This is a genomic window from Frigoribacterium sp. VKM Ac-2836, assembly GCF_013248995.1.
Classification (GTDB): Bacteria; Actinomycetota; Actinomycetes; order Actinomycetales; family Microbacteriaceae; genus Frigoribacterium.
Genome location: NZ_JABRPK010000002.1, coordinates 253,917 through 280,365, shown reverse-complemented (window position 1 = coordinate 280,365; position 26,449 = coordinate 253,917). Strand labels below are relative to the sequence as shown.

Here is a 26,449-nt window from a genome sequence, read left to right as displayed (position 1 = left end):
GACGGCGCGCGTTGACAGGTGCGGCGGCTAGCCTCGCGTCCATGGGCAAGTTCACGGTCGGCCTCGTTCCGCACCCCACGAAGTCGGTTCTCGACAGCGTCGAGATCATCCGCAGCTGGACGGCCCGATCACAGGCCCATCTGGTCGCCATGACCTCCGACGCCGCTCGGGTCGGCGAGGGCGTCGATCTGGTCGACGAGCGCACCTTCCGCGAGCGCGTCACGGTCGTGGTGGCCCTCGGCGGCGACGGCACGATGCTGGGCGCCATGCGTCTCGTGGCCGAGCGCCCCGTGCCCGTGCTCGGCGTCAACTACGGCAACGTGGGATTCCTCGTCGAGGTCGAGCCCCATGACCTGCCCGAAGCCCTCGACCGCGTCGGGCAGAAGCAGTTCTCGCTCGAGGCGCACCACGCGCTCGAGGTCACGCACTCGACCACCGGCTTCGAGAACACCTACCTGGCCTTCAACGACGCCTCGGTGGCCCGGCGCCCGGGCGAAGGCGTGGTCTCCGCCGACCTCGTGCTCGACGAGACCCCCTACGGCTACTACAAGGCCGACGCGATCGTGGCGGCGACCCCGGCCGGATCGACCGCCTACAACTACGCCGCGGGCGGTCCCATCCTGTCGCCCGCGATCGCCGCCGTCGTGGTCACCCCGGTGGCGCCGATGTCGGGCATCGACCGCTCGGTGGTGCTGGGCCCGCGCGAACGGCTGAGGTTCGAGATCGGCGACGGCACCCATTCGGCGGCGCTCGAGGTCGACGGCCGCGTGGTCGCCGACGTCAGCGAGGGCTGCGTCATCCGTCTCGTGCTGCGGCGCGACGCCGGGCAGGTCATCCGGCTCGACGCCGACCGGCACGGGCGCAAGGGTCGGCTCAAGCTCAGCCTGCTCGATCTGCCGCTGCGCGAGGACCAGCTGCTCGAGCTCGTCCCGACCGACGTCCGGGCGCGGTTCCGCGAGCGCGCCGAACGTGCCGGCGGCATCGCCGGGGTCGTGCACGACGACGACGCCGCCGTCACCGGCATCAGCCCCGCGCACTGACGCGACCACCTCGAGGAGGCGCGGTGTGCGGTGGACGCGCACCGCGCCTCCTGCGCTCTGCCGCCGTCGCCCGGCCCCGGCTAGTAGACCTCGCCGAGCGCCTCGGCGAAGACCTGCTCGGGGTCACGCACGAACCCGCGCCGGGCGAACCAGGCGCAGACGTTGCGGCAGTCGCGTTCGAGCAGGTCGACACCGGCCGGGTTGCTCGCGACGTCGACCAGCTGGGGCACGTCGATGGCGACCACCCGCCCGTCGTGGACCAGCAGGTTGTACGGCGAGAGGTCGCCGTGCGCGAAGCCGGCCCGCGCGAAGCCGAGCACGATCTCGTGCACCTGCTCGAACAAGGGCCACAGCGTCGCACCGTCGTCCTTGACCTGGGCCAGGCGCGGGGCGGCTTCGACCCCGTGTCCGACGAACTCCATCAGGATCTCGGTGCCGCTGATCTGCACCGGGTAGGGCACGGCGACCCCGAGTGCGTGCATGCGGCAGAGGGCGTCGAACTCGGCCGCGGCCCAGAGCCCCGCCTGCACCCGACGGCCGTGCTGCGTGCCTCGGGCCATCGCCCGACCGTCGCGGGTGTTGCGCACACGTCGGCCCTCGCGGTACTCGGACGAACGGTGGAAGTCGCTCTGCTCGGGTCCGCGGTACCGCTTGGCGGCCAGCAAGGAGGCGCGGGCTCCGTCACCGGCGCCGAGCACGACGTCCGTCGGCACGGCCCGGTCGACGAGGTGGACGTCGGCCTCCTTGCCGGTCTTGACGACGCCGAGCTCGGTGTCGATCGCGGCGGCCGAGGTGACGACCCAGGCGGGCCAGGGCCGGGGCCCGCGTTCGGTGGGGGTGGCGGCCGGCCAGGTGGACCAGCGCTGGTCGGCGTCGACGTCGGGGTCGACGGTGGAGAAGGTGGGCACGACGAAATCGTCGGAGAAGGTCAAGCGATGCTCCAGGGGAGGCGTGAGACCTGCCCGGCGGGCACGACGACGGTCGCGCGGCTGTCGCTACGGGCGGAGGGTCTCGGGGTGAGTGGGGTACGCGTGATGTGCGTTGACGGCAGTCATGCTCTTCACCCCTCTCGTGTCGCGCCTCGTGCGCGCGTGTCCCTCGCGGCCCCGAGTGTCTCGTGTCCACATGTATCTCGTGGCCCGGCCACCTCGTGACCCTGGTCTGCTCACGGTACCGCCCCGCGCCTCCCCTGTCGATGGCGGGTTCGGGCCGCGCGGACGCACGAGTGGGCACAACATGCTCGTACGTCGGCCCGGAGGAGCATCTCGTGCCCACTCGATCGCTTCACGCGAGACATCGGCGGACACGGGCGACGAGTTCGTCGGCGCGACGCCCGTGCAGGTCGTCGTCGGTGGAGCGGATGGTCCTCCAGCCGGCGTCGGCGAATCGTTCTCGCCGCAGGATGTCGGTGCGGAATCGCCAGGGGTCACGACGGTGTTCGTCGCCCTCGTACTCGACGGCCACCTTGCACCACGGGTACCGCAGGTCGGGTTTGCCGAGGTAGCGCCCACTGCCGTCGTACGTCCGGACGTTGACCTCGGGTTCGGGAAGCCCCGCCCGGGTCAGCAGGAGGCGGAGCTCGGTCTCCTTCGGCGACTCGACCCCGGGTCGCACCAGCGCCGAGGCCTCGCGGACACGGCTGACACCCCGTCGACCCCGGGCAGATCGCACCGCACGTTCGAGCTCGTCGAGGGTGCGCTCGCGTGCCATGCCGTGCTCGGACCAGGAGCCCACGATCGCGTCTCCGGCACGGACGAGGTCGTCGACCGTCAGCAAGGACCCGCTCTCCACCCACGCCGTGACGGGATCGTCCACCGGCAGACCGTCGACCAGCAGCCGCAGACGACCCGGCTCGGGCCGTGCCACACCGACGTCGGTCGTGACCTCGACGTCCGGAGCCGACCGGGCCCGGTGCGCCACGACACCGGGCCGTCGTGGGCCCCGTCCGCCGGTCGAGGTGACGTGCAGGGGCTCTCTGGCGTCTCGGACCCGCCACGGGACGGGGAGACCCCAGAGACCGAGGGCCGTCACGTGGGAGAAACGCCAGTCCTCCAGCATCACCGGACGCAGCGACCGGGCCGACTGCATCAGGTCGGGCGTGGAACCGTGCGGGTCACGACCCGGGTCGACGAGGCGCCGGACGCCACGGTGCGGCGCCTCAAGGTCGGAGCCTCGGAGTCGTCCGACGCCGAGACCTGCCCGGTGAGCCTCGGCGACGGCGAAAGGGCCATCGGCAAGCGGACGGGGGACGACGATGCGCGGCACCCGTCGAGACTGATCCCTGGGACTTCTCCCGCGCCTCCTCGTGTCGTCGCCTCGGGACAACTGCGAGCACATCGGCCCTGGGGACCAGACGACCCGCCGCCCGAATGGGCCGAAGATGCTGCTGGGTGCCCGCCGAAAAGCAGCTTCTGCCCACTCGACAGGGCTGGCCTGCGACCCCCAGGCACGACGAAGGGCCGTCGCCCGGGGTGACCCAGGCGGCGGCCCTTGCGTGATGCGTTCGGACTACTGCAGGTAGAGCTGGAGGTCCTGGCTGACGGCCTTCGCGAACATGCGGAGGCGCGCACGGCTCTCCACGCGCGAGACCGCCTGACGCGACGAGTGGACGCGCTTCGAGATCTCGTCGAGGGTCATGGGCTGGTCGTCGTCGAGGCCGAAGCGCATGCGGATCACACGTGCCTCGTCTTCGGGCAACGTCGCCACGAGGGCGTGCATGTCGCGGTTGAGCAGCGTGCTCTCGGTGGCCTGCGTGGGCGACGGGGTCTCTTCGTCTTCGATGAAGTCGCCCAGCTCGCTGTCCTCTGCGTCACCGACGACGGTGTGGATCGACACCGGCTCGTGCGAACGCGACTTCAGCTCGATGAGGTCGGCGACCTCCATGGCGACCTCTTCGGCCACCTCGTCGACGGTGGGCGCGCGGCCCAGGTCGACGGTGAGGTCCCGCTCGGCGCGCGAGATGCGGTTGATACGCTCGACCGTGTGCACCGGGATGCGGATGGCACGGGCCTTGTCGGCCAGGCCACGGGCGATGGCCTGACGAATCCACCAGGTGGCGTAGGTCGAGAACTTGTAGCCCTGGGTGTAGTCGAACTTCTCGACGGCACGGACGAGACCGAGGTTGCCCTCTTGGATGACGTCCATGAAGGGAAGGCCGCGCTGCGTGTACCGCTTCGCGATGCTGACGACGAGACGAAGGTTCGCGGTGATCATGCGGTCCTTCGCACGCTCGCCGTCGTGCTGCAGCCAGCGCAGGTCGCGCATCGTCTCGGCGTGGGCCTTGGTGCGGTTCTTCTTGACCGCGTCGGCCGCCTGGAGCTCTTTGAGCTTCTCGCCGGCGAACAGGCCGACCTCGATGCGGCGGGCGATCTCGGTCTCTTCGGCTGCGTCGAGCAGCGGCATGCGACCGATGTGGCGGAGGTAGTCGCCGACCTGGTCGGTGGAGGCCCCTCGGACCTGTGACAGGACTTCGACCTCGGTGTCGTCGGTCGCTGTGGTGGTGTTGCGTGTGGTGACGGAAGTGGTCGTCATCGTTCTCTCCCTGCTCGAGTACTGACCTGTGTCGCGTCGATTAGTTCGTGAAGCTCGTCGGCGTACCTAAAGTCTGGCGTGCGCCACACGGCCGCCGACAGTCGGCGCAGGCCCTCGCGGGTCTTCTCGGAGCGCACATCCAGAGTTTCGACACCGACGGGGTACGAAGACGAACGACGTTTGACAGCAGCCCGAAACGGGTATAGGCGGCCGCTAGCACGGCGGGGGTACACATTCTCAGCTCGTTCACCGGAAACTCGGCCGCAGATCTGCCGTGGCACCGTCAACGTCACACGAACCCAGGAGGCGCGGTGCCGTGACCCGACACCGCCCACCTCGGTGACTACCACGAGAGGCGGGCGACTCCCCTGACGAATCGAGAAGCGGAGCTAGACCGCGCCGCGACCTGCGCGGTCCGCGCGGTCGGCTGCGGCGAGGTCGCGTGATTCAGCGCGCTCTTCCGCCTCGGCCTTCGCGCGCTCTTCGGCCTCGACCTTGGCGTAGACGGCACGCTCGGTGCGGTCGGAGCGCAGCAGTGCCCGGACGATGAACCAGAAGATGAGGCCCACCACGATGGTGGGCGTCACGGAGAAGACGATGGCTCCGGCGAGGGACTCAGGCACCGCACCAGGGTACGTCGCCCCGCCCGGGAAAACCACGTGCACCTCTCGACGACGAGACGACGGAGGCGCGGTGCCCGACCGGCACCGCGCCTCCTGCTCTCGAGACTCACGGTCGATTCTCGCGGGCGAGCCCTAGGTGGCGAGCACTACTTGACGAGCGGGAAGAGGATCGTCTCGCGGATGCCGAGACCCGTGATGGCCATGAGCAGACGGTCGATGCCCATGCCCATGCCACCGCTCGGCGGCATGCCGTACTCGAGCGCCGTGAGGAAGTCGTCGTCCAGGCGCATGGCCTCGGCGTCGCCTCGGGCCGACAGCGCGGCCTGCTCGACGAAGCGTTCGCGTTGGATGACCGGGTCGACCAGTTCGGAGTACGCGGTGGCGAGTTCGAAACCGCGGACGTAGAGGTCCCACTTCTCGACCACGCCGGGCTTCGAGCGGTGCTGACGGACGAGCGGGCTCGTGTCCACCGGGAAGTCGACGACGAAGGTCGGCCGGTCGAGCGACGGTTTGACGAAGTGCTCCCAGAGCTCTTCGACGAGCTTGCCGTGGGTCTCGTGCGGCACGACCAGGTCGACCGTGGCGGCCAGCGCCTGCAGGTCGGCCACCGTGGTCGACGGAGTGATGTCGACGCCCGATGCCTCGCTGAGCGATTCGTACATCGGCACGCGGGCCCACTCGCCGCCGAGGTCGTACTCGCTGCCGTCGGCGAGCGTGACGAGATGCGAGCCGGAGACGGCCATGGCGGCGTTCTGCACGAGTTCTTGGGTCAGGCGGGCCATCTGGTCGTAGTCGCCGTAGGCCTGGTACGCCTCGACCATCGCGAACTCGGGCGAGTGCGTCGAGTCGGCGCCCTCGTTGCGGAAGTTGCGGTTGATCTCGAAGACGCGGTCGATGCCGCCGACGACGGCTCGCTTGAGGAACAGCTCGGGCGCGATGCGCAGGTACAGCTCGGTGTCGAAGGCATTGCTGTGGGTCTGGAACGGCCGGGCCGCCGCGCCGCCGTGCATCGTCTGCAGCATGGGCGTCTCGACCTCGAGGTACTCGTACGAGTCGAAGGTGCGACGCAGCGACGAGACCGCGGCGGCCCGGGCCCGGACGGTGGCGCGGGCCTGGTCGCGCACGATCAGGTCGAGGTAGCGCTGACGGACGCGCGTCTCTTCGCTGAGCTCGGAGTGCAGGTTCGGCAGCGGCAGGATCGCCTTGGCGGCGATCGACCAGTCGCTGACCATGACCGACAGCTCGCCGCGACGCGACGAGATGACCTCGCCCGACACGAAGACGTGGTCGCCCAGGTCGACCAGTTCTTTCCAGTCGGCGAGGCGCTGCTCGCCCACCTCGGCGAGCGAGACCATGGCCTGGATGCGGCTGCCGTCGCCGGCCTGCAGGGCGGCGAAGCAGAGCTTGCCCGTGTTGCGCGCGTGCACGACACGACCGGCGAGCCCGACGACGTCACCCGATCGGCTGTCGGTCTCGAGCTCGGCGTACCGGGCGCGGACCGCACCGATGGTGTCGGTAATCGGCACGCCGACCGGGTACGCCTCGACGCCGGCCTCGAGCAGACGGGTGCGCTTGTCGAGCCGCACCTGCTTCTGCTCCGACGCCTCGCGTGCGGCGGTGGCCGCCTCGTCGTCGGTCGTGGTGGTCGGGTCGGGCGCGGCGGTCATGTGTCAGGTGCTCCTGGGGTGGTGGAGGGGGTGGGAGGCGCGGGCCGGGTCAGGCGCGCGGGTCACCGAACGCGGTGGGGCCGTCGTCGAACGAGGCCATGTCGATGGTACCGGGGCCGGTCGAGCCGCCGGCCTCGCCCAGGGCGGCGTCCATCGCCGAGCGCATGAGCGGCGCGAGCAGTCGACCGGGCTCGGGCAGGCCCAGCTCGGTCAGCAGGCCGACCGACTGCGCGACGATGGCGGCCGAGAACTCGGTGGCCGTCGCGATCGCCTCGGCGTAGCGGGGCCGATCGACCTCGGCCACGATGACCGGCTCGGCGCCCATCTCGACGACGAGCGCCTGCCCGATCGGCTGCACGGGGGTCGGTGCCGTGACGGCGCACCAGGCGTCGCGCAGCCGCACGAGGTCGATCGTCGTGCCCGTGAAGGCGAGTGCCGGGTGGATCGCCAACGGGATCGCCCCCGACGAGAGGGCGGGCCGCAGCACCTCGAGCCCGTGCCGGGGCGAGGTGTGAACGACGAGCTGGCCGAGCTGCCAGGTGCCGGTCGCGGCCAGACCCTCGACGAGGTCGGCGAGCTGGTCGTCGGGGACGGCGAGCAGCACGAGCTCGCTGCGTTCGACGATCTGGGGCACGGTCAGCACGGGCACGCCCGGCAGGATCGCCTCGGCCCGGTCCCGGCTGCGCTCGGACACGGCCGAGATGCCGACGATCGCGTGGCCCGCGGCGGCGAGCGCGGCGCCGAGGACGGGCCCGACCCGGCCGGCGCCGACGATGCCCACGCCCAGCCGACCGCTGCGGCGGTCCGGACCGCGCTCGTTCCCGGGCGGGCCGTACGGGTCGCTCACGAGGCCTCCTCGCTCCAGCGGTGGGTACGGTCGGCGCGCGCGGCGACGACCGCCTCCCGCCCGGCGGTCGTGAAGAAGCCGAGGGCGTCGTCCTGGTCGAGGGCACCGATCTCGGCCACGATCGGCCCCTGGACGGTGTGCAGGTGCACGGTCGCGAGACGCAGGCGACGCCGCAGCGGCCCCTGCACGAGACCGACGCTCTGCACCCGGGGCAACGGCACGATGACGAGCTGCCGCCAGATCGCGCCCTTGCGCAACAGCAGCGCACCCGGCGCCGAGCGGAACCCGTTGCGCCGCCACGAGAACCAGCGCAACACGGCGGCCCGACGGGGCGACACGGTGAAGCCGCCGTCGGTGCCGCTCGACCGCAGCCCTCCCTCGACGAGCGTGAGGGTGTGCTCGGTCGTCGCCTCGACGGCGTCCCGAAGGGCAGGAGGCGCGGCCACGTCCGTCGCGGAGGCCACCGTCTCGGGGGCGCCCGCCGACTCGCTCGACCCGGCCCGCGCCTCCTCGGCGGCGACGCCCACGGCGGCCGTGCCGACCAGTTCGGGCAGGACGAGTTCGAGGACGCGGCGGACGTCGTCCTCGTCGCCGACCGGCAGGATCGTCGTGTTCTCCTGGCCCGCGGCACCCTTGGTGCTCGAGCGCGAGGCGCGGTTGATCTTGACGTCCCACCAGCCGAACGGCCGCCAGAGCAACGGTTGGCTGACCTTGACCGAGTGGATGCGCCCGGGCGGGAGCGTCTCGTTCGAGGTCGAGAACAGGCCGTACCCGATGCGGACCCCGTCGCGTGTGCCGGCGATCGTGTACCGCAGCGACTTGGTGATGCGGTTGACGTAGAACCCGCCCGAGCCGAGCACGGCCGGCAGCAGCGCGAAGAGCAGGAACCACTCGCCCGTCGTGATGACGCTGATCGCGATCGCGACGACGACGGCCACGAGGAACAGCGTGTAACCACTCAGGATGGTCGACCCGATCAGGCGGCCCGGCGAGAGGGCCACGACCGACTGCGGTGGTGCCTCGTCGGGGTCGAGCTCTGGCGCGAGGAACTCGTTCGCACGGTGCTCGATGAGACCGCCGAAGCCCTGCCGGTGCGCCGCGTGCTCGTCGTGCTGCGCCGAGGTCACGGACGCGTCGTCGGCGGCGGCGGTCGGCGAGCCGGCGTCGGACGCGGCCGGCGCGGGCCGCTGCTGCGCCCCGCCCGCGCGGCGCAGGATCTCTCGGCGGAGGTCGTCGGCCGACGCCGAGCGCAGGTAGGCGAGCGTGACGTTGGCGTCCTGCCCGGCCTGGTTGACCTCGAGCTTGGCGGCACCGAAGACGCGGGCGAGCAGAGGACGCTGGATGTTGATGCCCTGGATGCGGTCGAGCCGCGCCCGCCGGTTGGTGCGGAACACGATGCCGCTGCGCACCTCGACCACGTCGTCGCCGACCCGGAAGGTGTGCATGCGCCACGACAACCAGAAGCCGCCGACGAACAGCGCGATGACCACGAGCACGGCCAGCAGCAGCAGGCCCAGCCAGCCCTGGTCGACGACGTAGCCGAACGGGTCGCCCTCGTCGCCCCGCCGACCGCCCGGCACGAACAGCTCGACGACGTACTCGCGCGCGTTGTTGAAGAGGATCACGAGCACGGCGGCCAGCGCGATGCCGCCTTTGAGCAGCGGGGTGGCCGGGTGCAGGCGGTGCCACTCGCCGTCGGTGAGGGCGGCGACGTCAGGAGGCGCGGGTCGGCCCCCGCCCCCGTCCGTCTCGGTGCGGGGGTTGCTCACAGACCGGCCCGCCGTGATTCGGCCAGCTCGACGAGGCGGTCGCGCAACCGCTCGGCCTCGTCGGCGGGGACGCCCGGAATCGTCACGGCCGAGGCCGCGGCCGCGGTGACGAACTTGAGGTCGCTGAGACCGAGCGCCCGCACGACCGGTCCGCGGTTGATGTCGATCAGCTGCATGCGCCCGTAGGGCACGGCCACCACTCGCAGGTACAGGATGCCCTTGCGCAGCAGCAGGTCGTCCTCGCGCAGCTGGTAGCCGATCGCCCGGACGCGACGCGGGGTCAGGGCGGCGACCACGACGGTGACGGCCACCACGACGGCGGTGATCGCGTAGGCCCACCACTCGCCGATCAGCCAGAGGGGGACGGTGGCGCCGGCCACGATCAGGCCGGTGACGAGGTAGCCGACCAGCTCGGGCCAGACGTACTTGGGCGAGACGCGTGTCCACTCGGCGTCGGGGATGTCGAGTCGGTCCATGTCGTCGTCTCTTCCGGTCGGCGGCGGTCGGGCCACGGGCGGTCAGACCGCCTGCGTGCCCGGACCCTGACCGTTCTCGTCGTCGGCGGGCGGGACGGTGCACATGCGCTCGGCGACGATGCCGGCCACGAGCAGCCCCGCACCGCCGACGACGGCGACGATCGCGGGCACGAGCGAGCCTACAGCGACCCCCACGCCGCGGGACAGGACGAACAGCAGCACTCCTCCGGCGAAGCCGCCGAACAGGGCACCGGCCAGGCTGCTCGCCTTGGCCAGCAGCAGCACGCGCGTGGCGTAGTAGGGGTCGACCCGCTCTTTGCTCGACCCGGTCGCGACGCGGCGCACGGGAACCGCCATCGACACGACGACGCCGCCGATGCCGAGCAGCACGAGACCGAGTGCCGCGGGCAGCACGATCGACGGTTGACGCATGGCCACCAGCACCGAGTCGAGGACGAAGCCGGCGGCCACGGCCACGATGATCAGGCCGACCAGGGTGGAGGGGCGGGTGTGCTTCACGGGGCTCCTGGGCTGGATTCGGGGGCGGGGTCGAGCAGCGAGGTCGCGCCCGGCACGGGCCGGGTCCGCTCGGCGAGGCGGGACACGAGGTCGGCGACCCGCCCTGCTCCGGCGAGCCGCGCCTCCGGGTCCAGCTGCATCCAGGGCTCGAGCACGAACGCGCGACCGGCCGCACGGGGGTGCGGCACCTGCAGGCGCTCGGTCTCGATCTGCTCGTCGTCTAGGGCGATGACGTCGAGGTCGAGCGTCCGGTCTCCCCAGCGGACGTCGCGGGTTCGCCCGTGCGTGGCCTCGATCGCCTGCAGCGCGTCGAGCAGGGCGTCGTTCCCGAGCGTGACGTCGGCGAGCAGCACGGCGTTGAGGTAGGTCGGCTTGCTCGGGTCGGGACCGTCGAGGGTGACGGCCGTCGACGACACAGGGGCGGATGCGGCGACCACCGTGATGCCGGGCGTCGCGTCGACGGCCCGGACGGCCTCGCGCAGCAGGCCGTCACGATCACCGAGGTTCGAACCGAGGGCGATCACCGCCCGTCGGACGCGAGGGCCCGTCATGCGCGCTCCCGGCTGATCGTGATCGACACGTCGCCGAACGGGACCGTGATGGGAGCCCCGGGCTTGTGCACGGTGACCTCGGTCGCGACGGCCGCGCGATGGGCGAGCACGACGGCGGCGAGGCGTTCGGCGAGGGTCTCGATCAGGTCGACCGGGTCTCGCTCGACGGCGGCCACGATCTCTTCGGCCAGCACGCCGTAGTGCACCGTCTCGCCGAGGTCGTCGCCGGTGGCCGCGGGCGCGGTGTCGAGGTGCACGACGACGTCGACGACGAACTCCTGGCCGTCACGGCGCTCGTGGTCGAAGACGCCGTGGTGGCCGGTGGCCCGCACGCCGCTGAGGCGCAGCACGTCGAGGCCGCGGGCACGGAGGGCCGGCACGGGCTCGCCGACCGACTCGTGCTCGGAGCCGGGCCGACCCTCGGGCCTGCTCGCGCCGCCGCTCACGCGTGCCTCGCCGGGCGGCGGGGAGCCACTGCGGCCTCGGTCCACGCCTGCAGCACGTCGAGGGCGAGCCGGGTGCCGGCGACGTCGTGGACGCGCACGCCCCAGACGTCGGCCTGCGCGGCGAGCACGCTGACGACGGCGGTCGCGGGGTCGCGGTCGACGGGTGGTGCGCCCTCGGGCAGGAGGTCCGCGAGGAACCGCTTGCGCGACGCGGCGACGAGCACGGGCAGGCCGAGCCGGCCGAGCGCGTCGAGGTGGCCGAGCAGCTGCCAGTTCTGGGTGGCGTCCTTGGAGAAACCGAGCCCGGGGTCGAGCACGATCGTCGACGCGTCCACACCACGGGCCACGAGGTCGTCCACCCGCCGGGCGAGCTCGTCGACGACGGTGCCGACGACGTCACCGTCGTAGTCTCGCGAGGAGGCGGGCGTGTGACCGGAGCCGTCCAGCCGACCACGCCAGTGCATGACCACGAAGGTGCGACCGCTCTCGGCGGCGACCCGGGCCATGTCGACGTCGGCGAGACCGCCCGACACGTCGTTGACGATCTCGGCACCGGCCTCGAGCGCGGCGGAGGCGGTCGAGGCGTTCATCGTGTCGATGCTGACGCGGATGCCCTCGGCCGCGAGTTCGCGCACGACCGGCAGCACGCGGCCCAGCTCGTCCGAGGGCTCGACACGCGCGGCACCGGGCCGGGTCGACTCGCCGCCGACGTCGACGACGTCGGCCCCCTGCGCGACGAGGGCGCGGGCGTGGGCCAGGGCGGCGTCGAGGTCGAGATGGCGGCCCCCGTCGCTGAACGAGTCGGGCGTGACGTTGAGGACGCCCATCACGGCCGGACCCGGCCGACGGGCGCTGGAACGGTCGCGTGATCGTCGGAGAACCCGTTCAGGAGGCGCGGCATGCGACCCCGGGCCGGTCGCGCCCCGGTCACGCACCACCGGGGCGGCGTGCGAACCGCTGCGCTGCCCCTCGGGTCGTGGCCGTGCCTCGACCGCGGGGCCGAGGTCGTCGAACGACCGCTCGTGCAGCGGCCCCTCGAACCGGCCGCCGGCCACCAACCGACGGCCCGAGCGGGACACGGGTACGTCGACGGTCGCCGGGGTCGTGGCCGGCGTGTGCGTGACGGGCGGCAACTGGGCCGGCGGACGGACAGCCGCGGTCTCGTTCTGCGCCAGGACGAGGCGTCCTCGCGTGATCGGACCCGCGGCGGGGTCGTCGCCGGCCGCCCGGGCGGAGGCCGGTGGGGCGTCGACCACGACGTCGGCCGGATAGCGCTCGCGACCGCGAGGGCGTTTCGACGGCGCACCGCCACCCTCTCGGCGCGCCGCGGCCGGACGTCGGTCGTCGCGGGGTGCGGCGGGGGTGCCGCTGGACTGGTCGGTCACGAAGCGGTACCTCCGATCGGTGCTCGGGACGAGCTGCCAGGCTAGCGACCGGCTGCGCCTCGGCGCAGCCGGTCGGGCCGGTCGGGCGTCAGGCCGTGGCGATGCCCGGCGTCGTGCGGGGCGGGCGCGTGCGAGCCGGCTTGGAGGTCGGCTCGGAGTCGACGCCGCCGTCGACGGCCTCGGCGTCCACGGGCGACTTCGTCGGCATGGGGATCGCCGGACGGTCGGACACCGGACGCTTGTCGCTCGAGAGCCACTGCGGGCGTTCGGGCAGCTTCTTGACGTCCTTGAAGATCTCGGCGAGCTCGTCGTGGTCGAGGGTCTCTTTCTCGAGCAGCTCGCGAGCGAGGAAGTCGAGCACGTCGCGGTTGTCGTTGATGACCTCCCACGCCTCGTCGTGCGCCTGCTCGAGCAGGACGCGCACCTCGGCGTCGACGGTCTCGGCGATGTTCTCGGAGTAGTCGCGCGAACTGCCGTCGCGGCCCATCATCATCTCGCCAGAGGCCTGGCCGAGCTTGACCGAGCCGACCTTGTTGCTCATGCCGTACTCGGTGACCATCTTGCGGGCCGTGGCCGTGGCCTTCTCGATGTCGTTCGAAGCACCCGTGGTGGGGTCGTGGAAGACGAGCTCTTCGGCGACGCGGCCACCCATCGCGTAGGTGAGCTGGTCGAGCAGCTCGTTGCGCGTGACCGAGTACTTGTCTTCGAGAGGGAGCACCATCGTGTACCCGAGGGCACGCCCGCGGGGCAGGATCGTGATCTTGGTCACCGGGTCGGTGTGGCGCATCGCCGCCGCCGCGAGGGCGTGGCCACCCTCGTGGTAGGCGGTGATCAGCTTCTCGTGGTCGTTCATGATGCGGCTTCGGCGCTGGGGGCCGGCCATGACGCGGTCCACCGCCTCGTCGAGGGCGCGGTTGTCGATCAACTGGGCGTTCGAGCGAGCCGTCAGCAGGGCGGCCTCGTTCAGCACGTTGGCGAGGTCGGCACCGGTGAACCCTGGGGTCTTGCGGGCCAGCACCTCGAGGTTGACCGACGCGGCGAGGGGCTTGCCCTTGCCGTGCACCTCGAGGATCTGCTTGCGGCCGTCGAGACCGGGAGCGTCGACGCCAATCTGGCGGTCGAAGCGACCGGGACGCAGCAGGGCCGGGTCGAGCACGTCGGGACGGTTCGTTGCCGCGATCAGGATGACGTTGGTCTTGACGTCGAAGCCGTCCATCTCGACCAGCAGCTGGTTGAGAGTCTGCTCGCGCTCGTCGTTGCCACCACCGATGCCGGCACCACGGTGACGACCGACGGCGTCGATCTCGTCGACGAAGATGATGGCGGGGCTGTTCTGCTTGGCCTGTTCGAAGAGGTCGCGGACGCGGCTGGCGCCGACACCGACGAACATCTCGACGAAGTCCGAGCCCGAGATCGAGAAGAAGGGGACTCCGGCCTCACCGGCAACGGCCCGGGCGAGCAGGGTCTTGCCGGTACCGGGAGGGCCGTAGAGCAGGACGCCCTTCGGGATGCGCGCACCCACGGCCTGGAACTTGGCCGGCTCTTTCAAGAACTCTTTGATCTCTTCGAGTTCTTCGATCGCCTCGTCGGCGCCGGCCACGTCGGTGAACATGACCTGCGGCGTCTCTTTGGACGCCAGCTTGGCCTTGGACTTGCCGAACTGCATGACCTTGCTGCCGCCACCCTGCATGGACGAGAGCAGGAACCAGAAGATGACGCCGATGATCAAGAACGGCAACAGGATGCTGAGCAGCGACATGAACCAGCTGGTCTGCGTGACGGTGTCGTCGAAGTTCTCGAGGTTCGCGTCGTTGATGGCCGAGACGACCTCGGAGCCACGCGGCGTCGCGTAGTAGAACTGCTCGGCCTTGTCGCCGTCCTTGAGGACGAGGTCGACGCGCTGCTCGTTGCTGAAGATCGTCGCCGACTTGACCTGGTCGGCCTGGATCGCCTCGAGGCCCTTCTGGGTCGAGATCTGGGTGGTACCCGCCCCGCTGATGAGGCTCCACCCGATGCCGATGCCGATGACCGCGATCACGATGTAGATGATCGGACCGCGGAAGAGTTTCTTGAAGTCCATGTCAGTACGGGCGACGCCCGACACCTTTCTGCAGGAAGAACGTGAGCAAAAGGGTACCTCGGGCCTGCTATGCCCTGGATGGGTGTTCGCCGAGGGCTTGATCCGCCCTGCCGTGGGCCGGAACGCTAGCTGTAGACGTGCGGGGCCAGCACCCCGACACCGCGCAGGTTGCGGTACTTCTCGTCGTAGTCGAGGCCGTAGCCGATGACGAAGTCGTTGGGGATCTCGAAGCCGACGTACTTGACGTCGACGGCCACCTTGGCGGCGGCGGGCTTGCGGAACAGGGCGAAGATCTCGACCGAGGCCGCGCCGCGCTTCTGGAGGTTCTCGAGCAACCACGAAAGCGTCAGGCCCGAGTCGATGATGTCCTCGACGATGATGACGTCGCGGCCGTGCAGGTCGCTGTCGAGGTCTTTGAGGATGCGCACGACGCCCGAGGACTTGGTGCCCGAGCCGTAGGACGAGACGGCCATCCAGTCCATCGCCGAGGCCAGCTTGAGCTCGCGCGAGAAGTCGGCCATGACCATGACGGCGCCCTTGAGCACGCCCACCAGCAGCGGCTCGCGACCCGCGTAATCGGTCTCGACCTGCCGCGCGACCTCGGCGATCTTGGCGTGGATCTGCTCTTCGGTGTAGAGCACGCTGGTCAGGTCGCCCTCGATGTCGCTGAGTTCCATGGTGGTGTCGTGCTCCTGGGGTCGTGGGGTGCCGAGGGGGATCTCAGGAGGCGCCGGTCGCCGAGAAGTGCAGCGCGCCTCCGGTGCGTTCCACTGTAATGCCCGGCAGCGACACCGCCCCCTGCCCGTGCCAGTCGGTCACCAGGCGGGCGACCTCGAGGGTCTGGACCCGACTGAGCGAGACGCCGAACTCGCTCTGCACCGCGAGTCGGATGAGCCGTTGGCGCAGGGCCGCCGGGTTGGCGGCGAGCCCGCGCACGTCGAGCGAGATGCCGGCCTCGGCGTGGTCGGCCAGTTCTTCGGCGAGCTCGTCGGCGAAGTGGTCGAGGGCCGCCGAGTCCTCGCGGAGGGCGTCGGCCGTGCGCGCGAGCGCCTCGGTGATGCCCGGCCCCAGTTCGCGCTCGAGCATCGGCAGGACGGTCTGCCGCAGCCGCACCCGCGTGAAGGTCGGGTCGTCGTTGTGCGGATCGGCCCAGGCCTCGAGGCCGGCGTCGGCGCACGCCGCCGCCGTGGTCGAGCGACCGACGGCCAGCAGGGGGCGAGCGTAGAGGCCCGAGCGCGCCTCCATGCCGCTCAGGCTCGTGGCACCGCTGCCCCGGGTGAGGCCGAGCAGCACCGTCTCGGCCTGGTCGTCGCGGGTGTGGCCGAGCAGCACGGTGCGCGCGCCGTGCCGGGCGGCGGTGGCCGACAGCGCGGCGTAGCGCGCGGTGCGGGCGGCGGCCTCGGGCCCGCCCTCGGTACCGACCGACACCCGCTCGACGACGACCGGGTCGAGCCCGAGGCCGCTCGCCTGCTCGGCCGCGCGGGCGGCGACGGTTCGCGAGTCCCCTTGCAGATCGTGGTCGACGACGATCGCTCCCGCGCGGAGGCCGGCTCGCGGCGCCTCGAAGGCGACGCCCGCCGCGAGCGCGAGCGAGTCGGGCCCACCGCTCAGGGCGACGAGCACCAGGTCGCCCTCGGCGTGACCGGACAAGGAGGCGCGCACGGCACGTCGGACGTCGGCCGTCGCGGGGGTCAGGCGGGGTCTGTCGGGCATCTTGTAACGTTAGCGACACCGCCGACCCGTCGGGTCGGACCCCCCAACGACGCATCGCAAGGAGCACACCCATGGCCGCGTACGACGCCGTGATCGAGATCCCCAAAGGCAGCCGCAACAAGTACGAGGTCGACCACGAGACCGGTCGCGTCTACCTCGACCGCGTCCTGTTCACCGGGTTCGTCTACCCGACCGACTACGGCTTCTTCGAGAACACGCTGGGCCTCGACGGCGACCCCGTCGACGTGCTGGTGCTGCTCGACTACCCGCTGTTCCCGGGTGTGGGCGTCAAGGTGCGACCGGTCGGCGTCTTCAACATGACCGACGACGGCGGCAGCGACGCCAAGGTCATCGCCGTCCCGGCGAAGGACCCGCGCTGGCAGCACATCCAGGACGTGACCGACGTCCCCGAGTACCTCCGCAAAGAGATCGAGCACTTCTTCGAGCACTACAAAGACCTCGAGCCCGGCAAGTGGGTCAAGACCGAGGGCTGGGGTGACGCCGCCGAGGCCGAGGCCATCGTCGAGGCCGGCATCAAGAAGCTGGCGGACGAGGGTCACTGACCTCGCTCACCCCGACGGCACGAAGGGCCCGACACCGCATGGTGTCGGGCCCTTCGTCGGTCCGGGTGCCGTCAGGCCGCTTCCGTCGTCGTCCGCGGTCGCCTAGAGGCGGATGCCACGGTCGGCCATGAACGGCTGCGGGTTGTGCGCGACGCCGCCGACGCGGGTCTCGAAGTGCAGGTGGCAGCCGGTCGAGTTGCCGGTCGAACCGACGTGCCCGATCTGCTGTCCGGTGCCGACCGCCTGCCCGACGCTGACCATGATGCCGCCGTTCGGCTGGTGGCCGTACCCGGTGGTGACGCCGTTGCCGTGGTCGACCAGCACGAAGTTGCCGTAGCCGCCGTACCAGCCGGCGTAGGTCACGACGCCCGCGGTCGCGGCGTAGATCGGCGAGTTGCACCCCGCGGCGAGGTCGGTGCCCGCGTGCAGGATGTACGCGTGCGTCACCGGGTTGACCCGCATGCCGAAGCCACTCGAGATGTTGCCGCCGGCGGGGCGCGTCCACCCCTGGGGCGACACGACCCCGAGGGCCGTGCCGTTGGTCGCCGCCGCCGCTGCGGCCGCGGCGGCGCGGGACTCCTCGACGCCCTTCTGGTACTCGGCCTCGGTGTGGTCGACGTTGGTCTTGAGGGTCTCGAGCTGAGCCTGGAGTCGCGCCTGGTTGTCCTGCTGCGCGGCCAGGGCGTCGCTCGCGGCCTGGGCGGCGTCGTTCGCGTCGGCCAGGGCCTGCTGGGCCTTGTCGGCCAACTCGGCCAGTGCCGCCTCGGCGACCGCGGCCTGGTCGCTGAGACCCTGGGCGGTGTTGCGGTCCTGGGTGGCCTGCGCGTAGATGCCGTCGGCCTGTTCGGTGAGCTTGGTCATCGCGCCGAGCTTGTAGAGCAGCTGCCCCGCCTCACCAGGATCGGCGATCAGGCTGCCGCTGACGCCGTTGGTGCCACCGGAGCGACCGAGCTGCGCGGCGAGCTGGCCTGCGCGCTCTTCGCTGGCGGCGGCCACTTTGTCGGCCGAGTCGGCCTGCGACTGCAGCTGGGCCGTCTTGTACTGGGCGTCGTCGTACGCGGTCTGGGCCTTCTGCAGCTCGTCACCGCGTTTCTCGGCCTCGGCGTTCTTGGCGTCGAGGTCCGCCTGCATCTGGGTGAGGATGCCTTCGAGGTTGGTGATCTCGGCCTGCTTCGCGGTCTCGTCCCCCCGAGCCTTCTGGACGTCCTCCCACGAGGGGTAGGACGCGGCGGTGGCCGACGAGGCGGGCAGCCCGATGACACCCGCGGTGAGCAGCAGGGACGCGGCGGCGATCGAGACGACCACGCGGGCGAGCCGCGACGACGGCGCGAGGGGACCCGACGTGAGGCTCGCCCGGCGGGTTCGACCGGGTCGGTGGGTGGTGGTCATCGAATGGGTCCGATTTCGTCGTGACGGCGTCGAGTCCGCAGGGCCGGTGGTCGCCGTGTGGGACACGGTAACCCCGGCAGGCGGTCCCGTACAGCGCCGCGAAGCGGAGTCGACGGGCGGGCCGACCCGGGGGGCGGGCCCGAACTCTCAAGAACGACTTGAAACTAGCCTCCGCGCCGACGAACGTCGGGCAATCGCGACGGAGTGGCGGACGAGTCGCGTGACCAGAACGGGGGACGAGGAGGCGCGCGCAGCGATCCGCGTCGCCCCCGTTTTGCTTTTGCCCGCGATCATCCGTATGCTCTGTGATCGGTTGCTATGACGTCCTCGGACACGGCCCCATCGTTTAGTGGCCTAGGACACCGCCCTTTCACGGCGGCAGCACGGGTTCGAATCCCGTTGGGGTCACCAGCACCACAGCAAGACCGTACCGAGGCATCAACTGCACCAATCACAACAGAACATCGAGTACGCTGTGTCACAGCAGCAAGTTTGGCCCTGTAGCGCAGTTGGTTAGCGCGCCGCCCTGTCACGGCGGAGGTCGCCGGTTCAAGTCCGGTCAGGGTCGCCAAGGCGAGTTCATCGCCTGGGGGCTTCGGGCCCTCACGGCTGGGTAGCTCAGTTGGTAGAGCGTTCGACTGAAAATCGAAAGGTCCACGGATCGATGCCGTGTCCAGCCACAGAAGGCCCCGCTCAGGCGGGGCCTGACTCGTTTAACGGCGTGGCCGCGTGAGCATCGGTCACGACCCCGCCGTCGTCCCCCTCCGTAGCCGCTGGCTCGACCCACTCGTCGCCGGACTCGCGGCGCTGCTGCTCGGGGCGGCCTTCAGCTGGGTGCCCTCGTACTGGAGCGACGAGGCGACCACCTTGCAGGTGGCACGACTGCCCCTCGGCCAGTTGCTGGCCTTCGTCGATCAGCGCGACGCGGTGCACACGGTCTACTACCTGCTCATGCGCGTCTGGGTGGGCGCCTTCGGCGAGGCCGAGGTGGTCACGAGGCTCCCCTCCGCCGTGTTCGTCGGAGCCGGGGCCGCCGGGGTGCTCGTCCTCACGCGCATGCTGACGACGCGCCGCACGGCCCTGCTCGCCGCCGCGCTCTACGCGGTGCTGCCCCGCTTCACGCTCGAGGCCGCCGAGGCCCGCCCCTACGCGCTCTCGGCCGCGCTGGCCGTCTGGGTGACCGTCCTGCTGCTCGTGGCGTCCCGACGTCACCGCCGGCGCTGGTGGATCGGGTACGGCGCGGTCCTCGCCGGGTCGATCGCGACCTACGTCCCTCTCGGCCTGATCATCGTCGTCCACGGCGTGTTCCTGCTGCTGGCGCCGGCACAGCGCCGACGTCGTGGCGCCCGCCACCGCCTCCTCGGCTGGTCCGTCTCGACCGGGGCCGCGTTGTTCGCGACCGCGCCGGTCATCGGGACCGTCCTCGCCGAGCGATCGCGCCTCCTCGGGGTGGCCGATCCGTCGACGGGGGCCGACGTCACCTGGTGGACGGTCCTGGTCGAACCGTGGTTCGTGACGGGCCTCGCCTTCGCCGTCATCTCGGCGATCCTGCTCATTTTGCTCGGGACGCGCCTGCGCGACCGGTCGCGGACGCCCGGCAGCGTCGTGTTGCTCGGCGCGCTCTGGGTCGCGGTGCCGGCAGGGCTGCTGCTCGTGCTGGGACTCGTGCTGTCGCCGGTGTACACGTCGAGACTGGTGACCTTCTCGGCTCCCGGCATGTGCCTGCTGCTGGCCGTGGCCGTCACCGGCTTCCGGAGGCGGTGGATCAGCATCGCCCTCGTCGCCCTGTTGGTCGCGGGCTCTGTCCCGACCTACGTGCTGCAGCGGCTGCCCACCGGCAAGGGGGGTGGCAGCGACCTCGCGCAGCTGTCGAGCTACATCGAGAGCCAGGCCCGTCCGGGCGACGCGTTTTTGCTCGACGCCACCGGCACGGTCTCGACGCGCCCCCGTCAGGCGATCTACGCCTACCCGGAGCGCTTCGCCGAGCTCGACGACATCGCATACGTGCGCTCAGGGCTGCCGTCGGGCTCGTACTCGGACGTCACCCTGCGGCTCGACGACGAGGACGACGCCGACGAGCTGGCCGACCGGTTGTCGTCGGTCGACCGCCTGTGGATCGCCCGGCTCTCGGTCGACGTGCTCAGCGCGGCCGACCTGCGCCAGTTGCGCGACCAGGGGTACGAGATCCGGCAGGAGCACCGCACCGGACGCAGCGTCGTCTACCTCTTCGCGCGACCGTCGGACTGACGCTCAGCGACGCAGCTCGAGGGTGCAGCACTTGACGCCGCCGCCGCCGAGCAGCAGCTCGGAGAGGTCGACGCCGATCGGGTTGTAACCGCGCTCGCGCAGCTGTCGTTCGAAGCCGGTCGCCCGGGCGGCGATGACGACGTTGTACCCGTCCGAGTACGAGTTGAGGCCGAGGATGGCCGCATCCTCCTCGCTGACGAGGATCGCGTCGGGGAAGCGCTGCCGCAGGATCGCGAGCGAGGCGTCGTCGAAGGCGCTCTCGAGGTACGCGATGGTGTGACGACCGTCCACGGGCTCGGGGTCGAGCACGGCGATGGCGGTGTCGAGGTGGTAGAAACTCGGGTTGACGAGGGTGAGGCTGACGACCTCGCGCCCGAAGACGCGGCCGATCTCTTCGTGTGAACTCGAGTCGCTGCGGAAGCCCGTCCCGGCGAGGATGACGTCACCGACCAGCAGGAAGTCGCCCTCACCCTCGTTGGTCTCGGCGGGCTCGGCGACCTTGAAGCCGGCCGAGGCGAACCAGCGCATGTAGGCCGGCCCCTCGTCCTGGCGCTCCGGGTAGGTGAATCGCGCACCGTACGCGATGCCGTCGAGGACGAAGCCGCCGTTGGCCGCGTAGACCATGTCCGGCAGGCCCGCTTCGGGCTCGATAAGCTCGACGTCGAAACCGAGGCCGACGTAGGTGTCGTACAGGGTCTGCCACTGGGCCAGCGCCACCGTGGTGTCGGTCGGCCGGGTGGGGTCCATCCACGGGTTGATCTTGTAGCTGACGGTGAAGTGCTCGGGCCGGCACATCAAGATGGTGCGGTGGCTCGCCACGCGGGTGGAGTCCCGTCGGGCGGTCGCGTCGGGCAGGTCGGTGGGTTCGATCGTCAGGCTCACCGGATCAGTGTCACATCGCAGGCGCGCACGAGGCCGAGCTCTCACGCAATTTTCTTGCGTATTTGTCAGCTATGGTGCAGAATTCTAGCGTACGATGGCTCGGTGGACAATCTCGACTACGGCATCATCGACCTCTTGCGTCAGAACGCTCGCGCCGGGTACGGCGACATAGGCGCCTCGGTCGGCCTCAGTGCCTCGGCGGTGAAACGTCGCGTCGACCGCCTCGTCGCCGACGGGGTCATCAAGGGGTTCACCGTTCAAGTCGATCCCGCCGTCGACGGGCTCGGCACCGAGGCGTACGTCGAATTGTTCTGCCGCGGCACCGTCTCGCCCCAAGAGCTGCAACGCATCCTCGGCACGGTGCCCGAGGTCGTCGATGCCGGAACGGTGACCGGCAGCGCCGATGCCATCGTTCACATGCGCAGCCGCGACATCCCGTCACTCGAAGAGGCGCTCGAACGCGTGCGCAACGCCCCGAACGTCGACCACACCCGCAGCGCTATCGTGCTGTCCAAGCTGATCAGCCGCCGCTCGGCCTGAGGGCCGGCCGTCAGACCGTCGCGGTCAGAGCCGCAGGTCGGCCAGCGCGGGGTCGAGGCGACCGTATCGGTGGGCCGTCAGCGAGACCGACTGCTCTCGCACGAACGTCAACAGTTCGATCCGCCCCTCTTCGGTCACCTCGCCGGCGACGATCGTCACGTCGGGACTGCCCTGCACCGCCCGGGCCAAGGCCGCGGGGTCACCGCCGACGAGTCGGATGCGCAGGCCGCGGTAGGCGCGCACCGCCTCGGGCGACGGGGCGGGCCTCGAGTCGTCCACCTGCTCGTCCTCGTCGCGCGCCCGCTCGCCGCCGGCCGCCTCGGCGAGCAGGTCGAGCACGTCCGGACCGTTCGCCTCGGTCCTGTCTCGCTGCAGCGCCCCCGCGGCAGCCCGGGCGACGAAGGCCTCGTCGCTCTCGACGACGATGTCGCGCACGCGCACCGGGGACGAGGAGGCGCGCAGCAGGTGCACGAGACCGGCCGGCAGCGGAACGGCCGAGCTGATGATCAGGGTCGACCCGGCCCGCGCGCCGGCGGCGACGAGTCGGACGAGCGCCGCCCGGTCGGCCCCCGACGAGAGCCGCACCGTGACGGGGTGCGGGCGGTACCGCAGGACGTTGCGCTCGACGACCAGGCCGGTGACGTCCCGCGCCAGACCGAACTCGGACTGCCAGGCGCGCTGATCGCTCTCGACCGCGGTGCGCAGCGAGTCGAACTGCTCGAACGAGAGCGTCGGTCGCGCCGCGTCGACCAGACGGGTGACCCCCTCGGACACGTCGTGCAGGCGCAGGGAGGGACGCGGGTCGTGCGCCCGGTGATGCCAGGCCCCCTGCCCGATCAGTGCATTGGGCCCACCGGGCTTCAGACCACGGCCGATCGCCCGTCGTCCCCACCCGCCGGTGGGTCTGCGGCGCACCCGCGCGCCCGTCGTCGGCCCGCCGACGACGAGGTCTCCGGCCCGAACGGCATGAAGCCACTCGTCGATCTCGTCGACGTCGAGCGAGTGCAACCCCGCCACGTCGCCACCGCTCTCGGCGTTCTGTACCGCGACGGCCTCGGCGAGTGTCTCGACGACGACGAAGCCGACGACGGGAACCCTGTGCGGGCGGGAGGCGAAGGCGCCCTCGGGGTCGACCCCATCGCGCACGCCCGGCGAGCAGAGGGTTCCGGTCTCGTCGAGGGGGCGTGGTTCGACCAGCCAGGACTCACCGGGGCCGAGCACGGTGAGGACCTCGAGCTCGGACCCGGTCGGAGGCGCGTCGAGCGGACCCATCACGGTGGCCACGGCGTCGGCGGGACCGACGACGACCGCTTCGAAGGCTTCGCGCAGCAGGCGGCGGAACGTCTCACCGTGACCGACGGAGCCGACGGCCAGCACGAGGTCGAGAGCACCGTGACCTCGGCCGGCGTGATCGACGACGCTCGCCACGACGTCGGCGGCCGCGAGCTCGAGATCGGCCGAGGGGGTGACGACGAGCGAGGTGACCCCCGGGGTCCGGACGGCGAGGTCGAGGTCGGTGCGGGCGCTGCGAAGGCTGACAGCTGCCTCGATCGGCCGGTGCGCGACGACCCGGTCGACCGCCGGGTGCGTCAGCAGGGACAGTTCGTCGTCGGGCTCGTCGGCGGCGACCAGGGCCAGGAGCGAGTCGGGCACGCCGACGGCCCAGAGCGCTTCGGCGACGACGGCGACCGTCCGCCGCCGGCGTCGCGGCAGCTGGACGACGACGGCACTGCCCGCTCCGAACGCCGCGAGCACGGACTCGACCGTGCTCGCGGCGGGCGTCACGAGGTCGGGCACGACGACCGTCAGTCGCGGCGGTCGGTGCACGGCCGTGTCGACGGACGCGAGGGCACGGGTGAGGACCGCCGATCGATGCGCCGAGTCGACGGCCGCACCGACCTCGTGGTCGGCCTCGGACAGGGTCGAGCCGGACTCGCTGATCGACACCTCGACGAGTCGCGACCGCCGGAGGGCGAGCTCGCGGCCCGCGAGGTCGAGCAGTTCGGCACGGGTCTCGGGATCTCGGCCGGCCCAGGCCGCCCCGGCAGCGGAGGCGCGGGTCATGATCGTCTCGAGGGCACCGTCCTCGAGGGCACCGGCTGCGAGGGAGGGGGCCGCGTCCGCGGTCTCGACGCCGGCGACCGACCGGCGGGCGCGTCCGAGGACTCCTCGGGCCCACCTCCTGTTGCCGTCGAGAGACGGATCGGTGTCGCCCTCGGCCACGAAGTCGACGACGTGGTCGGGGCCTTCGTCGAGCGGGCCCGATCGGTCCTGCCGACGTCGAGGGAGGGAGGACAGCTCGTTCACGGTCGCGACGGCGCGGTCGTGTCGACGTGCCTCTCGGGCGAATGCCGCCTCGTGGTCGACGTCGAGGGTGCTCGAGAGGAATCCCTCGGGGTCGGCGAGCGCGTCGAGTCGGCCCACCAGGTGTCGCACGGCGGAGTCGAACTCGCCGGGGTGGATCACCGGCACCTGGAGGACGAGGGACCCCAGATCGGAGCGGACGGCCTCGGCCAGACCGGGCGCCGATCCCAGCCACATCTCGACGTCGAGGAGGTGGTCGGTGGCGTGTCGACGGGCGACGGTGACGGCACGGGCCAGGTCGAAGACGTCGTGCCCCGCGAGTCCGACCCGGACGACAGCGGCGTTCTCGGGCCGCAGCGCGAAGTCGACCAGCCGGAGGTGGCTGGCGTCGGTCTCGTGCTTCGCCTCGAACGTGACGACGGGCCAGTCGTGGAGGCGAGCGTCGACGACCTCGGCACGACGCGACCCACCCTTCACCAGCCTGACCGAGATCGGCGCCCCACCCCGGTCGACCCGGGCCCGGGCCCAGTCGGTGAGCAGCCGCAGCGAGTCGAGCGCCTCGGGGACGTACGACTGGATGACCATGCCCGCCGTGACCGACTCGAGCCCGGGTCGGTCGAGCAGCCGCGTGAAGACGTCGATCGTGAGGTCGACGTCGGCGTGCCGGTCGACGCCCAGGGTGACGAGGGTGCCCGTCGACGCGGCGAGCTCGAACAGGGGCTCGAGCCGCGACACGGCAAGGTCGCTCGTCTCGTCGAAGGCCCACGGCGAGGTCGGGCCGACGAGTTCGCGCACCGTGGTCGTGACGCGCTCGACGTCGGGCCGCTCGATCAGTGCCCGGACCGCGGCGACTCGCCGCTCGGCCTGGGTCGGACCCGACACCACCGGCCCCCAGGCGGTCAGGTCGAGCCGGACGCCGTCGCCGCGGAGCCCGGCGAGGGTCTGACCGAGCTTCTCGGGCGGGGCGTCCACGAGCAGGTGCCCGACCATGTGGCGCAGGGTCCGCCTGGCGACGGGCATGATCGGCTTGGGGGCGATGGGGCCGAATCCCCCACCGAACGAGATCGCCGCCCGGAGGTGCCAGGGCAGCAGGGCGGGCGTGCGTCGGCTGAGGGAGTCGAGCGCGGACGCCGCCGCCCGGTCGTCTTCGGGACGGACGACGCGATCGGCGAAGTCGCGGGCGAACTCGAGCCCTCGGGGGTCGCGCAGCACCTCGGCCAGCCGAGCGGCCGGACCCTGCACCGGGACGGCACGAGCGGCGTCCCACCAGCGGCGGGCTGTCTCGATGGTCTGCTGCGTGACTTCGTCGGCGTGCACATCGGACATGGGTCGAGGATATGCCGCGCCACCGTCCCTACACTGGGCGAATGGCCGACGAACTCACCGACGAGGAGTGGGTCGTCTGGGACTCCTTCTACGCCATGAGACGACGACTCGACCGCGCCCTCGAACTCCACCTGCAGAGCGATTCGGGCGTCTCCGCCCCGGAGTACGAGATCCTCGTCGGCTTGGGTCGCAGCAGCGACCGACGCTCGCGCGTCCGTGACATCGCCGAGCAGATCGGCTGGGAGAAGAGCCGGGTCAGTCACCAGGTCACGCGCATGGAGCGCCGCGGGCTGGTCCGTCGCACCGAGTGCGCGTCCGACGCGCGCGGCACCTGGGTCGAGTTGACCCCGGACGGCCGTCGGGCCATGCTCGCCGCGACCCGGGGGCACACCGCCGCGATCAAGAGGTACTTCGCCGACGTCCTCGGCACGGACGCCCAGGTCGTCCAGGCGTTCTCGGGCCGCGTCCTCGAGGCGATCGGCACGGACGCGTCACCCGACGCCCGGGGCTGACCCGAGCCGCCGCGTCGCTCCGGGTCCGGCGTCGAGGGC

The 26,449-nt window shown here is 71.4% G+C and carries 23 protein-coding genes and 3 tRNA genes; 8 read left to right on the top strand and 18 right to left on the bottom strand.

The genetic code is table 11. The annotated features are described in order from the left end of the window. Window positions 1-41 precede the first annotated feature (41 nt). Entirely contained in the window at window positions 42-1,040 is a 999-nt protein-coding gene (locus tag HRF36_RS07675; RefSeq protein ID WP_173208629.1) for an NAD(+)/NADH kinase, read from the top strand. 80 nt (window positions 1,041-1,120) lie between these two features. On the opposite strand, the gene HRF36_RS15800 is transcribed toward HRF36_RS07675, so the two are convergent. From HRF36_RS15800 to tilS, 15 genes are all read right to left on the bottom strand, one after another. Then, window positions 1,121-1,948, bottom strand: a complete 828-nt coding sequence (locus HRF36_RS15800) for a serine protein kinase RIO (RefSeq protein WP_371740077.1) — start codon at window positions 1,946-1,948, stop codon at window positions 1,121-1,123. A gap of 376 nt (window positions 1,949-2,324) precedes the next feature. Beyond that, on the bottom strand, window positions 2,325-3,305 hold the full coding sequence (locus HRF36_RS07665; protein WP_173208625.1) for a hypothetical protein: 981 nt from the start codon (window positions 3,303-3,305) through the stop codon (window positions 2,325-2,327). 243 nt (window positions 3,306-3,548) lie between these two features. Further along, entirely contained in the window at window positions 3,549-4,571 is a 1,023-nt protein-coding gene (locus tag HRF36_RS07660) for a sigma-70 family RNA polymerase sigma factor (RefSeq protein WP_173208624.1), read from the bottom strand. 389 nt (window positions 4,572-4,960) lie between these two features. Beyond that, entirely contained in the window at window positions 4,961-5,194 is a 234-nt protein-coding gene (locus HRF36_RS07655) for a hypothetical protein (RefSeq protein ID WP_173208056.1), read from the bottom strand. A gap of 146 nt (window positions 5,195-5,340) precedes the next feature. Further along, window positions 5,341-6,861 carry a lysine--tRNA ligase gene (lysS, locus tag HRF36_RS07650; protein WP_173208621.1) on the bottom strand — a complete coding sequence of 507 codons (1,521 nt, stop codon included), beginning with the start codon at window positions 6,859-6,861 and terminating at the stop codon, window positions 5,341-5,343. Between the two features lie 49 nt (window positions 6,862-6,910). Further along, window positions 6,911-7,708 (bottom strand): Rossmann-like and DUF2520 domain-containing protein, encoded by a 798-nt coding sequence (locus tag HRF36_RS07645; RefSeq protein ID WP_173208619.1) that lies wholly within the window; start codon window positions 7,706-7,708, stop codon window positions 6,911-6,913. Continuing rightward, window positions 7,705-9,477, bottom strand: a complete 1,773-nt coding sequence (locus HRF36_RS07640) for a PH domain-containing protein (RefSeq protein WP_173208617.1) — start codon at window positions 9,475-9,477, stop codon at window positions 7,705-7,707. Before HRF36_RS07640 ends, HRF36_RS07645 begins: the two co-directional genes overlap by 4 nt. Continuing rightward, entirely contained in the window at window positions 9,474-9,953 is a 480-nt protein-coding gene (locus HRF36_RS07635) for a PH domain-containing protein (protein ID WP_173208608.1), read from the bottom strand. Before HRF36_RS07635 ends, HRF36_RS07640 begins: the two co-directional genes overlap by 4 nt. A gap of 42 nt (window positions 9,954-9,995) precedes the next feature. After that, window positions 9,996-10,472 carry a DUF3180 domain-containing protein gene (locus HRF36_RS07630; protein WP_173208599.1) on the bottom strand — a complete coding sequence of 159 codons (477 nt, stop codon included), beginning with the start codon at window positions 10,470-10,472 and terminating at the stop codon, window positions 9,996-9,998. After that, window positions 10,469-11,023, bottom strand: coding sequence for a 2-amino-4-hydroxy-6-hydroxymethyldihydropteridine diphosphokinase (gene folK, locus HRF36_RS07625; protein ID WP_173208597.1), 555 nt, complete (start codon window positions 11,021-11,023; stop codon window positions 10,469-10,471). Before folK ends, HRF36_RS07630 begins: the two co-directional genes overlap by 4 nt. Continuing rightward, complete coding sequence (gene folB, locus HRF36_RS07620) at window positions 11,020-11,469, bottom strand: dihydroneopterin aldolase (protein WP_371740075.1); 450 nt, start codon at window positions 11,467-11,469, stop codon at window positions 11,020-11,022. The genes folK and folB overlap by 4 nt, the downstream gene beginning before the upstream one ends. Then, window positions 11,466-12,854 carry a dihydropteroate synthase gene (gene folP, locus HRF36_RS16265; RefSeq protein ID WP_371740074.1) on the bottom strand — a complete coding sequence of 463 codons (1,389 nt, stop codon included), beginning with the start codon at window positions 12,852-12,854 and terminating at the stop codon, window positions 11,466-11,468. The genes folB and folP overlap by 4 nt, the downstream gene beginning before the upstream one ends. A gap of 88 nt (window positions 12,855-12,942) precedes the next feature. Beyond that, entirely contained in the window at window positions 12,943-14,934 is a 1,992-nt protein-coding gene (ftsH, locus tag HRF36_RS07610) for an ATP-dependent zinc metalloprotease FtsH (RefSeq protein WP_173208596.1), read from the bottom strand. A gap of 125 nt (window positions 14,935-15,059) precedes the next feature. Next, complete coding sequence (gene hpt, locus HRF36_RS07605; RefSeq protein ID WP_173208594.1) at window positions 15,060-15,611, bottom strand: hypoxanthine phosphoribosyltransferase; 552 nt, start codon at window positions 15,609-15,611, stop codon at window positions 15,060-15,062. Window positions 15,612-15,654: 43 nt separating this feature from the next. Next, window positions 15,655-16,647 carry a tRNA lysidine(34) synthetase TilS gene (gene tilS / locus HRF36_RS07600; protein WP_173208592.1) on the bottom strand — a complete coding sequence of 331 codons (993 nt, stop codon included), beginning with the start codon at window positions 16,645-16,647 and terminating at the stop codon, window positions 15,655-15,657. Window positions 16,648-16,718: 71 nt separating this feature from the next. Between tilS and ppa the strand changes: the two genes are divergently transcribed. Then, window positions 16,719-17,210: an inorganic diphosphatase gene (gene ppa / locus HRF36_RS07595; protein WP_123519909.1), complete on the top strand. Its 492-nt coding sequence runs from the start codon at window positions 16,719-16,721 to the stop codon at window positions 17,208-17,210. Window positions 17,211-17,312: 102 nt separating this feature from the next. Here ppa and HRF36_RS07590 read toward each other — a convergent pair whose 3' ends face one another. Continuing rightward, entirely contained in the window at window positions 17,313-18,599 is a 1,287-nt protein-coding gene (locus tag HRF36_RS07590; protein ID WP_173208583.1) for a M23 family metallopeptidase, read from the bottom strand. 335 nt (window positions 18,600-18,934) lie between these two features. On the opposite strand from HRF36_RS07590, the gene HRF36_RS07585 reads away from it, so the two are divergent. From HRF36_RS07585 to HRF36_RS07570, 4 genes are all read left to right on the top strand, one after another. Then, a tRNA-Glu gene (locus tag HRF36_RS07585) sits at window positions 18,935-19,010 on the top strand. An 83-nt stretch (window positions 19,011-19,093) separates the two neighbouring features. Continuing rightward, window positions 19,094-19,170: transfer RNA gene (locus HRF36_RS07580), tRNA-Asp, on the top strand. Between the two features lie 36 nt (window positions 19,171-19,206). Further along, a tRNA-Phe gene (locus HRF36_RS07575) sits at window positions 19,207-19,279 on the top strand. Window positions 19,280-19,328: 49 nt separating this feature from the next. After that, on the top strand, window positions 19,329-20,846 hold the full coding sequence (locus tag HRF36_RS07570; RefSeq protein WP_173208581.1) for a glycosyltransferase family 39 protein: 1,518 nt from the start codon (window positions 19,329-19,331) through the stop codon (window positions 20,844-20,846). A gap of 3 nt (window positions 20,847-20,849) precedes the next feature. Here HRF36_RS07570 and ddaH read toward each other — a convergent pair whose 3' ends face one another. Further along, window positions 20,850-21,722, bottom strand: a complete 873-nt coding sequence (ddaH, locus tag HRF36_RS07565; RefSeq protein ID WP_371740136.1) for a dimethylargininase — start codon at window positions 21,720-21,722, stop codon at window positions 20,850-20,852. Window positions 21,723-21,830: 108 nt separating this feature from the next. Here ddaH and HRF36_RS07560 point away from each other — a divergent pair, with 108 nt between their 5' ends. Further along, a complete protein-coding gene (locus HRF36_RS07560; RefSeq protein WP_043593232.1) occupies window positions 21,831-22,268 on the top strand; it encodes an Lrp/AsnC family transcriptional regulator in 438 nt (145 codons plus the stop codon). A gap of 24 nt (window positions 22,269-22,292) precedes the next feature. On the opposite strand, the gene HRF36_RS07555 is transcribed toward HRF36_RS07560, so the two are convergent. Next, window positions 22,293-25,898 (bottom strand): proline dehydrogenase family protein, encoded by a 3,606-nt coding sequence (locus HRF36_RS07555; RefSeq protein ID WP_173208580.1) that lies wholly within the window; start codon window positions 25,896-25,898, stop codon window positions 22,293-22,295. Window positions 25,899-25,939: 41 nt separating this feature from the next. Here HRF36_RS07555 and HRF36_RS07550 point away from each other — a divergent pair, with 41 nt between their 5' ends. Further along, on the top strand, window positions 25,940-26,410 hold the full coding sequence (locus HRF36_RS07550) for a MarR family winged helix-turn-helix transcriptional regulator (RefSeq protein ID WP_173208579.1): 471 nt from the start codon (window positions 25,940-25,942) through the stop codon (window positions 26,408-26,410). The last annotated feature ends 39 nt before the right edge of the window (window positions 26,411-26,449 follow it).